The sequence below is a fragment of the Anaerocolumna sp. genome, from assembly GCF_032079385.1.
Lineage (GTDB): Bacteria > Bacillota > Clostridia > Lachnospirales > Lachnospiraceae > Anaerocolumna.
Window position 1 is genome coordinate 50,111 of the sequence record NZ_DAMAUC010000011.1, and the last position, 14,047, is coordinate 64,157.

10 protein-coding genes, 1 tRNA gene and 1 pseudogene are annotated in these 14,047 nt (G+C 41.0%); 1 reads left to right on the forward strand and 11 read right to left on the reverse strand.

Translation table 11 applies throughout. The annotated features are described in order from the left end of the window. Together RT261_RS10495 and RT261_RS10500 are read right to left on the reverse strand one after the other, a co-directional pair. Positions 1–2,483 (reverse strand): annotated as a pseudogene (locus RT261_RS10495) (hypothetical protein); the annotation flags it as partial. Between the two features lie 4 nt (positions 2,484–2,487). Continuing rightward, positions 2,488–3,192 (reverse strand): ABC transporter ATP-binding protein, encoded by a 705-nt coding sequence (locus tag RT261_RS10500; protein ID WP_442871774.1) that lies wholly within the window; start codon positions 3,190–3,192, stop codon positions 2,488–2,490. Positions 3,193–3,417: 225 nt separating this feature from the next. Between RT261_RS10500 and RT261_RS10505 the strand changes: the two genes are divergently transcribed. Continuing rightward, positions 3,418–3,981: a TetR/AcrR family transcriptional regulator gene (locus tag RT261_RS10505; protein ID WP_313132360.1), complete on the forward strand. Its 564-nt coding sequence runs from the start codon at positions 3,418–3,420 to the stop codon at positions 3,979–3,981. A 134-nt stretch (positions 3,982–4,115) separates the two neighbouring features. Here RT261_RS10505 and RT261_RS10510 read toward each other — a convergent pair whose 3' ends face one another. The 9 genes from RT261_RS10510 to RT261_RS10550 all read right to left on the reverse strand — a co-directional run bounded on the left by RT261_RS10510 (position 4,116) and on the right by RT261_RS10550 (position 13,990). Next, positions 4,116–6,221: a methyl-accepting chemotaxis protein gene (locus RT261_RS10510; protein WP_313132362.1), complete on the reverse strand. Its 2,106-nt coding sequence runs from the start codon at positions 6,219–6,221 to the stop codon at positions 4,116–4,118. A gap of 151 nt (positions 6,222–6,372) precedes the next feature. Beyond that, complete coding sequence (locus tag RT261_RS10515) at positions 6,373–7,395, reverse strand: sensor histidine kinase (RefSeq protein WP_313132363.1); 1,023 nt, start codon at positions 7,393–7,395, stop codon at positions 6,373–6,375. Between the two features lie 18 nt (positions 7,396–7,413). Further along, entirely contained in the window at positions 7,414–9,471 is a 2,058-nt protein-coding gene (locus RT261_RS10520) for an FtsX-like permease family protein (protein ID WP_313132364.1), read from the reverse strand. Beyond that, positions 9,461–10,237 carry an ABC transporter ATP-binding protein gene (locus RT261_RS10525; protein ID WP_313132519.1) on the reverse strand — a complete coding sequence of 259 codons (777 nt, stop codon included), beginning with the start codon at positions 10,235–10,237 and terminating at the stop codon, positions 9,461–9,463. Before RT261_RS10525 ends, RT261_RS10520 begins: the two co-directional genes overlap by 11 nt. A 261-nt stretch (positions 10,238–10,498) precedes the next feature. Beyond that, positions 10,499–10,581: transfer RNA gene (locus RT261_RS10530), tRNA-Leu, on the reverse strand. Between the two features lie 55 nt (positions 10,582–10,636). Further along, positions 10,637–11,248 carry a hypothetical protein gene (locus RT261_RS10535; protein ID WP_313132365.1) on the reverse strand — a complete coding sequence of 204 codons (612 nt, stop codon included), beginning with the start codon at positions 11,246–11,248 and terminating at the stop codon, positions 10,637–10,639. 44 nt (positions 11,249–11,292) lie between these two features. Next, the gene (locus tag RT261_RS10540; protein WP_313132367.1) at positions 11,293–12,042 is read right to left on the reverse strand and encodes a DUF6115 domain-containing protein; all 750 of its coding nucleotides are present in this window, start codon (positions 12,040–12,042) and stop codon (positions 11,293–11,295) included. A gap of 13 nt (positions 12,043–12,055) precedes the next feature. Then, the gene (locus RT261_RS10545) at positions 12,056–12,373 is read right to left on the reverse strand and encodes a hypothetical protein (RefSeq protein ID WP_313132368.1); all 318 of its coding nucleotides are present in this window, start codon (positions 12,371–12,373) and stop codon (positions 12,056–12,058) included. Positions 12,374–12,385: 12 nt separating this feature from the next. After that, complete coding sequence (locus RT261_RS10550) at positions 12,386–13,990, reverse strand: DUF342 domain-containing protein (protein WP_313132369.1); 1,605 nt, start codon at positions 13,988–13,990, stop codon at positions 12,386–12,388. Positions 13,991–14,047 lie beyond the last annotated feature (57 nt).

Here is a 14,047-nt window from a genome sequence, read left to right on the forward strand (position 1 = left end):
CGGTAGATTTCTGCATTTCCAAATCCCAAAGCCTTATATGTGCCAATCAGGCCACGTTCTTCTTCCACCATTCGAGTCATTGTGGTCAGGCTCATGAGCACGGCGACCAGTAGAAATATAACAGGAAATAGTTTGCCCACACCCTCTATAGAGGACAAATCCCGGTTAAGGCTGAAATAACTATCAAGGACCGTGCGGTCTTGAACATACCACTTTGTCATATCAATGTCGTTGAGCTGGGTATACGCATCGGCGAGTTTTTCCTGTGCCTCTTCCTTTTTGTCCAGGTATTCCTGTTCTTGTTCTATTAGCTTTGCTTCGCCGTCAGCCAGTTCTTGTTTTCCATTGGCAATGTCGTCCCATGCATCAGCAATTTTTGCTTTGGCATCTGCCTCTTCTGCCTTTAGTTTCGCTTCGCCATCAGCTGCCCCAACTTTTCCCTCCTTCAGCTGTGCCCGTCCTTCAAGTAGTTTTACCCTTACCTCTTCCCACTGAACCCAGCCTTTCTCCAGTTCCGTCTTACCAGCTTTCCATTCAGTCCATCCTTTTTCCAGCTCAGCTTTTCCGGCTTTCAGTTTGCTTCTTTCCTTAGGCAGCTTTGCTTTTCCAGCTTCCAGTTCCACTTTTTGGGATTCAATAGTCTTCTCCACTTCCTCCAGCTTTGTCTGTCCTTTTGCCAACTCTGCTTCCACTTCGTCCAATTTTCGAAAAGCAGCTGTCTGTTCTTCTGCAAAGATTTTTTTCTGAACCTCCAGCGCCTGTTGATTGCCATTTACTTTACCAATCCCCAAGGCAGCCTGAATGACAGCAGCTTCAGACAATGGATCCAGCCCTGCATCCTGTTCTTTTATTTGCCTGATAGCGTTACTAAGGGGGGTACTCTCGGTAATGGTACCCGCCGCGATAGCGTTATCATCAGCACCTGCTGCCGCCAGGGCAGCAGTGGCATTTACCAGCAGGTTCCATTCATTTATGGGCCACAGGTCTCCAAAAGCATTTTTAAGCTGTGTGATCTCTGGCTCCAGCTGCCCACGGGCTGTGTCCAACTGGCTCTGGACCGCATTTAGCTGTTGCCGGGCAGAGGCAAATTGTTCTTCTGCATTTTTCCGTTCTTCCTCCAACTGTTGTTTTCCCTCTTCTATTTTTTGAGCATTTTCCCTCAATTGGATTTCACCTTGCACAAGCTGTTTTTCACCTTCCGTCAGTTTCTTTTCCCCTTCCAAGAGTTGCTTTTCGCCTTCTGCCAGCTTCTTTTCGCTCATTTTCAGCTGTTTTTCTCCATCTGCCAGCTTCTTTTCATTTTTCAGCAATTCTACTTTGCCTTGTCTAAGCTGTTCTTCACCCTCTGAAAGTTCTTCTTGGGCTTTCGCCAGCTCCTTCTTTGCATTTTCCAGTTTCAAACGAGCTTGGGCAATTTTTTCTTCGCCATCTTTTTGTTTATCCGCAAGGGTTATCTCGCCATCGATGAGTTCCTGTCCGGCCTCGTCTATATCTCTCCTTGCATCGGTAAACTTCTTGTCTGCTTCCTCAAATTTTTCATTCATAGTAATCTCGGCATCTGCAATTTTCTTTTTTGCCTCAGACAAGACAGCATTGTAACGGGACTGCTCCCGCTGTACTTTTACGCGGCTTTCAATATCACGGATTACGGATTGTACCTTATTTTCATATTCATTGGAATAAGAGTTCATCTCTTTCGTTCCAGTCAGTGTAATATAGACTGTGGTAAAAATATCACTATTAGCGTCTTCCTCAGTGACAAAAAACGTATAATCAGAGGTGGAGGTAGAACGAAAAATATTTCCGGTTCCGTCACTGCCCTGAATATCCCTGGGATCCAATACCATACCGGTAATAGTATAGGTAGTATTGGCAAAGGTGGGAACCGCTGTTTTTTCTTCCAGCTCCGACTCCATATCCAAATCCATATCTATATCAGAATTGCCGTCCTCATCCGGGCTGGTTTTCGTATCCGTATCCTTCAGCCTGTCTTTAGTGCTCTCCTCATCACTTTTCTCCCTGTCTTCCTCTATGATCACTGTGCCGCCTATTGAATTACCGCTTTCATCCAGATATTTCTGGGTAACGGCAATCTCCCCTGCTTTAGCTGGCATCGCACCATCCAGTACTTGTGGCATGTTCAGGCCTTTACGATTCAGCACAGTCATATCTGCGCTTTTATTCATACCATTTACATAGGTGTGAATAGTCTCACTATATTCTCCTTCAACAGCTTCTACTCCCTCCACTCCCGCAAGAGCATCCACATCTTCTTGAGTTAACCCCAGGGTGGACAGAATTCGAATATCAAACAGATTCTGTTTGTCAAAAAATTTATCCGCTGAGTAATACATATCAAGACAGGCGGCGTATAGTCCTGTCATCATTCCAACACCCAGCGCCGTTATAATAAGAATGGATAAAAAACGTTTCCAGCCTTTTTTAATGGAACGCCAGATATCCTTATGAAAAGCTTTGCTCATACCATCACCACTCAATCTGCGCAATAGGCATAGGCTGTTTATTTTGTAACGATTTTATGACCTTACCGCTTTTAAAGTGAATAACCCTGTCGGCCATAGGTGCAATCGCCGAATTATGAGTTATAATAAGTACCGTAATATTCTCCCTGCGGCAAGTATCCTGCAAAAGCTGTAAAATCTGCTTACCGGTATTGTAATCCAGGGCTCCTGTGGGTTCATCACACAAAAGCAATTTGGGATTTTTCGCAATGGCACGGGCAATGGATACCCTCTGTTGCTCTCCACCGGAAAGCTGAGCGGGAAAATTGTTTTTACGTTCCGAAAGCCCTGCTTTGTCAAGCATTTCAGATGCACTTAGAGAGTTTTGACAAATCTGTGCAGCTAGCTCCACGTTTTCCAGTGCTGTTAAATTCGGCACCAAATTATAGAACTGGAACACAAAACCAATGTCTTTACGTCGATAACCTATTAATTGCTTATGGTTATATTTGGAGATGTATTCACCATCTACAATTACATCACCGGATGTAACGGTATCCATACCTCCCAATATATTCAGTGCTGTAGTCTTACCGGCACCGGAGGCACCTAAAATAACGGCCAGCTCGCCTTTTTCCACGGAAAAACTTGCATCATCCAGCGCACGGATTGCCACCCCATCGGAGGCGTATTCCTTTACAATATGATTAAATTCAATAAATGCCACTATATCCTCTCCTTTTTGTTATACCAGGAGACAACATGATTTGTCTAAAAAACTGCAAAAAAATACAGCCTCTTGACTTATGCCTACCTTGCAGATTATTATATATACACAGTGTTGTTTTCTCAACCGTCAGATGCTTATAAAACGATGTATTAGCAACAAAACACCTTGTAAATGTTGTTTTCAAAACAAAACTGGGGTAATTATTCTGTAAGGAGGTCAATTTTTGTGAAAGAATTAAAAATGAGCAGAAGAACACAGTATACCCGAATGGTATTGCAGGACAGCTTGATTGAACTGATGAAAGAAAAATCAATTTCAAAAATAACCATTAAAGAATTATGCGAAAAGGCGGATGTCAACCGGACCACCTTTTATGCCCATTATACCGACCAATATGACCTTCTTCGTAAAATTGAGGATGAAGTCCTTTTATGGCTAAAGGAGGCTATTATCACCCTTCTTGGCAAAATAACGGATAAATCCGGTACCATGCAGATTATGGAGGAAATTTGTCATTACTTTGTAGAAAACAGCAAGCATCTTCAAGTTTTGATGAGCGAACAGGGGGATATTGATTTTCAAAAGGAGATATTCACACTAATATACCAGCAATGCGGTATGTCCTCTCTCTCCCCTGCAAATATAAGTCTGGGGATAAATGAAGATGCTTTTATATTCGCTGTAAACGGAAGTGTTGGTCTCATACAGCATTGGTTAAAAAACGGTTTCAAAAAATCGGCAAAAGAAATGGCTGAAACTATATATGATCTGACTCGATATCAGAATTAAAATTGGATATTGTGCAAAAATAATTACAAGAAAACACAGTTGTTAAATTCTTTCTTAATGGGATTATACTAAATAAAAAGTAGTGTAATAATAAAGGAAGCTAACAGCAATATAACTGTCGGCTTCCCTCATTATTAATTCAGCTTGAACTTTCCTACTTCTTCCCGCAACGTAGCAGCCTGAGCCGACATTTCCTCACTTGTGGCAGAATTTTCTTCTGCAGTGGCTGCATTTGTCTGAACAATAGCAGAAACCTGGGAAAGTCCCTGCTTAATCTGTTCAATTGCTCCAGCTTGTTCAGCAGATGCCTGTTCAATTTTGACAATGCTTTCGGTTACTTTATATGCTTTTTCCTTTACTTCCTGTAGAATTAACACAGTTTGTTCTGTTATGTGGGAGCCCTGGTTCACAGTGGCAACCGAATTCTGAATTAGTTCAGTCGTTTGTTTTGCTGCTTCCGATGACTTAGCAGCAAGATTTCGAACTTCATCCGCCACAACAGCAAATCCTTTTCCTGCATTCCCAGCTCTTGCTGCTTCAATGGCTGCATTCAAGGAAAGAATATTTGTCTGGAATGCAATATCCTCAATAACTTTTGTAATATTAACGATTTGGCTAGAAGCCGATCCTATATCCTCCATTGCCTTTGCAAGATGTTCCATCTGTTCATTTCCCTTATTAACGCTTACAGCGGCCTGTTCAACATATTCTGCCGCCATCTTGACGTTCTTTGAATTATCTGAAGCCTGTTCAGCAATCTTTGTAATGGAAACACTTAATTCTTCAACAGAGGCGGCTTGTTCAGTTGCTCCAACAGCCAGTGCCTGTGCACCGCCGGAAACCTGTTCTGCACCGGTACTAACCTGCTCTGCAGCAGTGTTGATATTCAGTAAGGTTTGGTTTAATGAAGAAGATATCTCTAAAAGAGCTGCTTTGATGGGTGCAAAATCTCCTAAATAATTATTTTCGATGGATATGTTCATATCACCTTCCGCAAGTTGTTTTAGAATGGCAGAGATTTCACTTATATAATTTCGTAAAACATAAGTAGTTCCTTGAAATACCTTTGCCAAATGTCCAAACTCATCCTTGGCAGTAACATTGACCTGCACATTCAGTTCACCTCGTTCCATACTTTCTGCAACATGTATAATATCCTGCATAGGATGCAATGCCTTTCTTAGAATCCAAACGACACCTGCACCGATGGCTGCAAGCTGTAACATACTCAGAAGTGACACTATAATTACAATTTTTCTTACCTGTGCAAGAGCTTCTCCTTTTGAAACAACAAAACTGCTTGCTAAGGGTCTATCTAACCCCTTAATAATAATCGGTATCTGTACCACATAAGAATTTCCACCTAAAACATCATCCTTGCGTTCCCAAAGCTTTTGTTCCCCTCCAGAAACCATGGAAAGAATTTTTTCACATTCCTTTTTATTTTTCATACTCTCTTCCAGAGCACTACCCATCAGATTTTCATCCCGGGAATGGGATAAATATACACCACCGTTGGATAAGAGGTAACTATAGGCCTTTTCATATCCACCAAGGCTGTAATCCAATCCGTTAATGGTATCTGCCATTATATCACAGTTAGCAACTCCTAAAAACTTACCCGTCTCGGACAAAATTGGATTACTGATAGTGATAAGCCAACTGGTTTCTCCATTTGTAAGTTCATAAGGATATGGCTCAGTAATATGAGGTGCAAGAATAGATTTCGTAGTCTCATAATAGTCACCCTTTTTGTAAGTATCGTAGTCATTTAAAATGTCCGTTCTCAATCCGGAATCTGAGCGATAAATGTAATAGGACAATCCATTAGGGGTATCGGGGAACATAAGATTTGGTTCCCAGGCTGTATACACACTAAAAACACGTTCATCTTTCATCACTCCACCCATTAGCTTTTGAATTAGGGATTGTTTTTCCTCATAAGAAATATTCATGTTTTCAACCTGAGACATAGCCTCAGCCAAAGCAGCTGCCTGGGTCTGCATGTTTTCAAAATAATCTGTAGAAAGATTTGCATTGTGTTCTGCAAGAGCCGTAATCTCCTTTTCCGTACTGTTACTTACCATACTGGTCAGCTGAATCCAAAGAACAGCTAAAATACATACCAAGACAATGGCAATCATACATATTAACTGAAGTGGCATTCTAACGGTCAGGCTGTCTTTTTTTAATATCGTTTTCTCAAGCTTATTCTTTGATTTTAGGGTTCTAATCTTCATTGTTGTTCCTCCGTTTAAGGTTAATTCCTATGATTATACGCAAAAAAATAATCTGCTATATTTTTTATATAGCAAATTATTTTTTAATGCATACTCAATTTTGTGGTATTTCTCATATTTTGAATTTTTCATTTCCCCTCGTAAATCCACATTATGCATCAATAGTTGGGAAACGAACAATCATCTCAGTGCCATTTTGCGGCGTTGAATGGATATCCAGTTCAATTTTCAAATCCTTTGCCATTCCATTTGCGAGATACAGTCCCATGCCGGTTGCTTTTTTTCTGTCTTTACCGGTATCGCCGGTAAAGCCCTTTTCGAACAAAAATGGTAAATCCCACGGCTGTATGCCAATCCCATTGTCCCGGATACGAAGGATAACTCCTTGTTCATTTTGTTCTGCAGTTAGATGCACCTCCGGTATTCCTGTGCTTTTCGTATATTTAATGGCATTACTGAGTATTTGATTAATGATAAATAGCAGCCCCCGGTAATCAGAAAGAACATAAAGCGGTGGCAGTACTTTTATGACTTTAAATCCTTTCTCGTTGAGCAAAGGCTGAAAATTCACCAAGGCTTCTTCGCAGCATTCTGTAAGGGACAGCGATTCAAAGAGGTAATCTTTTTGTTTACCCTTGAGTCTTGCATAGTAGAGCATCTGCTCAACCAATCCCTGCATCTGTGAACGTACATAATCAAGTCGTTGATAGACGACAGGTGGCAAGTCATCCCTGCGATTGTCCAGAAGAAAGGTCAAAAGAGAAAGCGGAGTTTTGATTTCGTGTGCCCAAGTTTCCACATATTCCTCATAGTCCTTCACTTGTGTCATCAAAACCCGATTAGCCTGTTCTTTTTCCCGAAGCAGAGCCCCAATGTGCTGGACAAATGCACCATCCTGCCGGCTGACAAGGCGCAGCATTTTAGTTTCAGTCATTTCATCCGGATGATTGAAGAACTCCAGAAAAGCCGTTTCTTGTTGTTTTTCCACACGGCACACAAAAAATAGTGCCGTTAAAAATATCAACAGAGAACCGAGCGCAATTACAAGCCAAAGCCGTAGAAAGGCCTCGCTTTCTGAAAGCCATAGTGCCAGAGCGTATAGAAGATTGAGCCCCATAAAGAGCAGAAACCAGACGGCATGTTTTTTTAAGGCGCGCATAAAATCATTCTTCATGGCAGCTCCCTCCTTTCTCTATTCTTCCCTATTCGCTTCCATCTGTGTCAGAATATATTTTGAACTGGCCCGCATCACAACAAGCATATACCCACATTCTACCACACAAAGCAGAAAAAGTATCACAAAAGCGATGCGATATAGCCCCGAAATACTTTCCGCCATATCCGGCGGCAAAAATCCGGAGAATAACGCCCGAACTCCGAACAGGCTTCCCACTGCCGCAACGACCGCAGGTAAAGCAAAAAACCATCGAATTTGGTGTTTCGCGGAAAGGCAGAGTGCTTCATAATGGCTGCCCAGCCGCACCAGTGTTTGGTAACGTCGGCCGGTCTTGCGCTGCTGTGTTAAGAATTGCATTCCGATGACGGTATTGGCTATGATAAGAAAAATAACTGCGAGGTACAGCGTGAGATAGCTGGAAGAGACTTGATAAAAAAGCTGCCGTCCCATGCTTTGCAGATAGCTTTCGTAGTTGATATCCGTTGTGTCCAGCTTTTGATTCATCTGCTGAATTGCTTGCATTAGCCCTTTTTCCTGTACAAACTGGGGAGATAATATTGCATTCCAATAATGGGTATACGATTTCTCTGCCAACCGATCAAAGACCTCATCCGGAACGATTAGGGCAAAGTACAGCGTAATCGATCGGTCTGTTACAGGATTTTGGGTCTGTATGGCACCTGCCAGCTGCAAGCGTTCGCCGTTGACGACTGCTTCCGGTTTCTGCAAGAGCACACGGTTTATGAGTTTCGCTTTTTCTCTATTTGTAAAAGAATCGTAGCCATAGATGGCCGCTTGATTGTTGTTGAGTGTGATTGCTGGCTCGCCTGCCGCAGCCAAAAGCTGATTGTAACCCGAGAGTGCAATGACATAAGGATTGTCAAGATTACTGTATTCGCCCAAAAGCTCGGACTTTGCGGAGGAATTCGGTTCCTGTTCTATCAGTGCCAGCACCTCATCCATACCGAGCGCTACTCCTTCATTGTCATCTCCACTGCGAACATGACCGATGCGCATATCAAAAAGGGATTCAAGATCGTTTGCCAATCCTGCACTTTTTAGTTTTTCAGGAATCATCAGAGGATTTTCTGAATCTTGAAAGGTATAATCCAGCGTGTGAGTGTCATCATTGCCGTAATATAGTGTCATGGAGACACCGTAGCCAAAGCAGCAAAGTGCCCCCAGAATTAAAAGGGAACTGACAGCCAGTGAAATCGGTTGGCCCATTACATTCTCCTGCAGCTGTCGGAACGTGAATATTCCCAACCCGGATTTTCCCGTCTGACGCTTTGCCAAGATGTCCAGCAGCGTGCGCAAACCAAAAAACAGCAGCATTGTTCCTAAAATTCCCATGCTCATATCTATTCCCATAATCGCCAGTGAATACCACGCTTCACCGCTGATTGCCAGTATATATGCTGCTGCTAACAACAAGACACCAATGGCGAGTGATATCCGATACAGCAGCGCCGGACGCTGCTTCTTTGCGCCTTCCGGAGCTGGGGAAAGAAGCGTGCCAATCTCTTTGGAAGCAAATGTTCCGCTGAGCAAAAGAAACGCAGCCAATTTAATCAGCAGAAATCCGGTCATCGTCCAAAAAACTGCTGTGAGAGAAAATGTGTACTGCTGTCCCAAAATACCAATGCCAACCACTCGTGCTGTAACAAGGCTGATAACCTCCGAAAGCAGCACTGCCACGGGGATACCGACAGCAATTGAAGCAAGGCTGCTCCACAAGTCTTCTGCCAGAAGCATGAAAAACAATTTGGAACGGCGCATGCCCATCATCAAATACATCCCAAGCTCATGGCTTCGGCGCTCCAGTTGGTATTTGCTTGCAAAATAAACAAGGAAAAAGAGCATAAACAATGTTACCATATAAAAGGCTGGGATCAGGCTTAAAAGTCTATCAACAGCACCGCTCTCCATCTCTTTAAGAAATCCCATAACTCCCTGGTTTGGCAGTGAGAGGATAATGTAAAAAGCCACGACAGCCGCCAGAAGCGATGAGAAAAAAAGCCCGTCTTCCCGTCGGTTCCGCTTACTATTACGGCGTACAAGATCAAAGAACATTTGCGCTTCCTCCCCCCAATTGTGCCATGACAGCAAGGATACGTTCATAAAACTGCTGCTGTGTCTCATTCGGTACTTTTCGTCGCAGCTCATGGAAAATGATTCCGTCCTGTATAAAGAGAATCCTGCTGCAGAAACTGGCGGCGTTGGAATCGTGGGTAACCATTAAAATAGTGGACTGCTGGATGCGGTTAAAACCAGCCAGCTTATCCATCAATATACGAGCGTTTTTAGAATCCAATGCACCGGTAGGCTCGTCTGCAAGGATAATTTGGGGATTAAGAATAAGTGCCCGGGCTGCTGCCACACGCTGTTTTTGGCCGCCTGACATTTGAGAGGGAAATTTCTTCATCACGTTGGTGATTTCAAAATATTCCGCTAACTCCTTCAGACGCTTATTTCCCTCATTTTCAGCCACTCCATGAATGCCAAGGGGTAAAAGAATATTCTCCTGACCCGTTAAGTTGTCCAGCAATTCAAAGTTTTGAAACAGATATCCGATTTCTTTCCCCCGGTAATCTGCCAACTTGCTTCCTTTCAGTGCACCAATCTCCACACCGCCCATCAAAATGTGTCCTTCTGTGGGGCGAATGACCGTGGCGATACAGTTTAGCAGTGTGGATTTACCCGATCCACTGGCTCCCATAATGCCGAGGAATTCACCGGGCAGTGCCTTGAAAGAGATCCCGTTCAGTGCCTTTGTTTGATTTTCCTGTCTACCATAATATTTTCGCAGAGATTTAATCTCCAGAATTGCCTGTTTCATAAAAAATACCTCCTTTGCTTTTAATATTATTATAATGGAGCAAGGTACTAAAAAACACTTACATTGAATGAAAGGTTTTATAGTACTCACAGGAAGTTGTATACCGGACTGATTCCGGCCAAAAAGCACCCCGCTTTCTTGTTAAAAAGCGAGGTGCTTCTATGAAAAACGAGGGTCCTGAATTTTTCATTCAAAACCCTCGTAAGTCTGCATAAACACTGGCTTTTCCCGCCCAGCATCTATTTTGGCCTAATCTTCTAATGCGGATAGAGGGACTCGAACCCTCACGAGGTTGCCCCCGGCAGATTTTGAGTCTGCTGCGTCTGCCATTCCGCCACATCCGCAAGAACCATGCGAAAAATATTTTAACACAATTAAAACACAATTGCAAGGTTTATTTTATTTTTCTACGATTAAATCTGTAATTTGTTCATAAGTTGCATTTTTTGATATTTTAAAGTCACCTACATTGATAATTCTGCTATAATCATGGTCTTTCATATAATTATTAAAATCGTTTTTGTCCTCTATCAGTCCGTAATTATATAAAAGAGAAGATACCTGTTCAGAAGTCATGCCTTTCTCAATCCGAATAATTAAGTAATCTTCTGCTTCCTTCTGCTCTTTTGAATCTGCAGCTTGAACTGTCTTATCCGCAATTGATTCATCAACTGATTTATCTGCATCCTCTTCTGTAGTTATTTCTGCTGGGGTTACTGATGGTTCCCCACTAGAAGTGTCAGTGTCGGTTTCATCTTTATCTTTTGTGCCTTTCTCTATTGGTGCCTCTATTGGTGACTCCGTTGGTGTTATTGAAGGTGTTACCGACGGAATTAACAAATCTTCTAACGCTTTTATTTCATCGTTTCCATCTGCTGCTTCTGTACCAGGGGTATTACTCGTATTTAAATTAGCCTTGTCTTTAGAAGAGGCTCTAAACGCAATTGATAATATAATGGTAGAAAATAAAATACCTACACTCAATCCTCTTAAATAATATTTTAGTTTCATGCTGCTCTAACTCCAATCTTTATCCAATGCCATGTTTAACTAGTCTATCTCCTCTTATTAAACAGGTCAATTACTAATTTTACTTCTCCTTGGCCCAATTCTAATAATTTGGATATTTCAACAATAGAGTATCCCTGTTTATACAACTCCAATATTTTAGCGTTGTTGTTTTCAGGATTCTTTTCCATAAGCTGGTTTAATTCCATTTGCTGATTTTTTTCCTTATTCCTTTTGCTGTCACCAAAAACTTCTACTGCTGTAGGATTAGAATTAGTGTTGCTTTTTGATTCTGAAACACCCTTATTTACTGTACTGCTGCTTGCAGTATTGTTAGCCAAATTGCTATTTGCAGTAATAGCCTTCACCCTATTATCATTTGCTGTTTGAAGAACATTTTCTTTCAATACTTTCTTTGTGCTTTGAAGCTGTTTCATCAGTTCCTTTAATTCACTTTCTTTTTCGTTTAACATATTATAGAGGAAGATAACTTCTTCATGATTCTGATTGATTTTTTCTAATATTTGATTGGAATAATCGGTTACCGCAATGATTTTTTCATTAGACAAGTGACTTAGCTTATCATCTGTAGTTTGAAGGACTTCTTCGGATACTTCGGATAAAACTAAGTCAACTTTTTTCTTTATTGCCTCAATGTCTTCCTGAGTAAGTCTACCTGGACCATTTCCATCCTTATTGAATTCTTCTTTCGTGTCCTTAGATTTATCCACCAAGAACATACTAATCACTAAAATTCCTACTCCGATTAGAATTAAAACGATTTCAATTGGTGTCATTGTTTATCTCCTGTCATATTTTAATATCGATTGAACCTGAATGAAAATGATCTTTTGATGCAGTTTCTTCTTCTTTCTTTTTCTTCTGTCCATGGTAACCGGAACCGGTATAAGAGCCATTACCTTTTTCCTTTGCGTCATAACGGTATTCTGTATTCTCACTTTTAATGGTTTTTGTGGTTTGCTGTCCATTATGACGTATTTCGTTATTGAACTGGTTATTCAAATGCATCTGTTCGTTCATCGGTTTTTGTACTTCATGCTGCTTATAAACAGAAACTTCCTGGGATTTTGGCGGCATGGTAATAATATCGATTGGTTTTATTGGCATAGCAATCCTCCTTTATAAGCCTATAAGCTTAATATCGGCTCTCTCTCGTATAAATTTAGTGTAATGCACCTCACTTCTAACATAATAAACCACGTTAGAAATAACAATCTTTACACCAGGATACGCTATGTTTTCAATACGAATGGTGCCACTTTCATTTTTATTCATCTCAAGTTTTAATTGCTCATAACGATAAGTGGCTTCTTTTATTTTATTATCTAAATCAATACAATGCAGGGTCGCTGTTTTTATGTAATTTAACTTATCCGGGGGCATTTTTTCCCCATTACTGACTTTCTTCTTAAAATTATTCAGAATTGGCATTAATTTTTCCATATCCGTTCTCATGGAAGTAATACTTTGTTCTAAACTTTTGAACTCATCAGAAGCCGCCGGATCAATACCAACTTCCAGCACCGTATTGGTTCCCATAGTGGAACCTGCTGTTTTTATGGTTATACTGGTAGCAGACCGGATTTCTCCTCCAGTCACAAATCCCTTTTTACCTCCCACTGTAATATCGCCTCTGGCAGATATCTTACTGTGTAAAATGGCTTCTGTAGTGATATAACCTCCTGCTTTCACTTCTGCATTCTCAATGAACTTGGATATAATGTTCCCATCTGCTTCCATCGTTCCTCTGCTCATTCCCTGCATACCGCGCTTGAGGATAATATTTCCGCCAGCTCTTAAAGTAGCCCCTTCCACTACGCCATCTACAATTATGTCACCTTTAGCCTGAACAGAGAAGCCCGTTATTACATTTCCTTTAATGGATACATTTCCTTCATAATTAATGTCTCCTGTAGAAACATCCACGTTTGCAGGAACTTCATATGTATTTGCAACAAATACCCGATTGTCCCGAAGCATAGCATGACCATTCACGTCAGAATACATCTTAAGTCCGTCATCCGATAAATGTATTCCTTTACCATGCCTTAGAATCTTTTTTACTACCTTTCCAGGCTTTAATACATTCCCACAAATGTCATAACCATTTTTGCCGTCTATTGCAGGTTCAAGGGTAGCTAATAAATCTCCTTTATTAATGGTGCTTATTACATTTAACTGATGGAAGTCCACAGTACCATCTTCATTTACCTTTGGCTTAATGGTAGTATCTGTATTAAAATGATAATTAATAACTGCATCTTTACCTTCCACTGGTTTTAAACCTTTAGCCAGAATAATATCTTCGCAATATCTGCGATTATTGATAAAACTTTCTATATTATCCTGTACGATACCTTCTTTTATACCATTCTGTGCTAAACTATTCATAATTTCTCTGGAGTCCATACAGGATCCATTATTGGAAGGAGGATAAAACCTGCCAACGGCATACATACGATCCTGAGATATTTTTATCCGTACATATTCACCTTCCGGTAAAATTGGAACCGAAAGAAGTTTTACTTCTGTAACTTCCCTTTGAGCATTGGCAATGGCATGTCCCAGATCTTTAATGTTGTAATCGTAGATTTTTTTATCGATTAAATATTCGCTGATTTCATCATAAGTAATCGGCTGCCCATTATCTACAGGTGGGTAAATTTTTAAATATGTACCATCATTTTTAATATCCAGCTGAAAATAACTATTTTTACTACTCATACTCGCTCCCTCTTAATCAATTATTTTTTCCAGTTCCTCATTAGTCGGGTTTCAATA

Coding starts and splice junctions, on each gene's coding strand:
- RT261_RS10515 (WP_313132363.1), bottom strand. CDS start 7,395: ATGAAGAATGATTTTATGCGCGCCTTAAAAAAACATGCCGTCTGGTTT.
- RT261_RS10540 (WP_313132367.1), bottom strand. CDS start 12,042: ATGACACCAATTGAAATCGTTTTAATTCTAATCGGAGTAGGAATTTTA.
- RT261_RS10535 (WP_313132365.1), bottom strand. CDS start 11,248: ATGAAACTAAAATATTATTTAAGAGGATTGAGTGTAGGTATTTTATTT.
- RT261_RS10545 (WP_313132368.1), bottom strand. CDS start 12,373: ATGCCAATAAAACCAATCGATATTATTACCATGCCGCCAAAATCCCAG.
- RT261_RS10550 (WP_313132369.1), bottom strand. CDS start 13,990: ATGAGTAGTAAAAATAGTTATTTTCAGCTGGATATTAAAAATGATGGT.
- RT261_RS10520 (WP_313132364.1), bottom strand. CDS start 9,471: ATGTTCTTTGATCTTGTACGCCGTAATAGTAAGCGGAACCGACGGGAA.
- RT261_RS10510 (WP_313132362.1), bottom strand. CDS start 6,221: ATGAAGATTAGAACCCTAAAATCAAAGAATAAGCTTGAGAAAACGATA.
- RT261_RS10525 (WP_313132519.1), bottom strand. CDS start 10,237: ATGAAACAGGCAATTCTGGAGATTAAATCTCTGCGAAAATATTATGGT.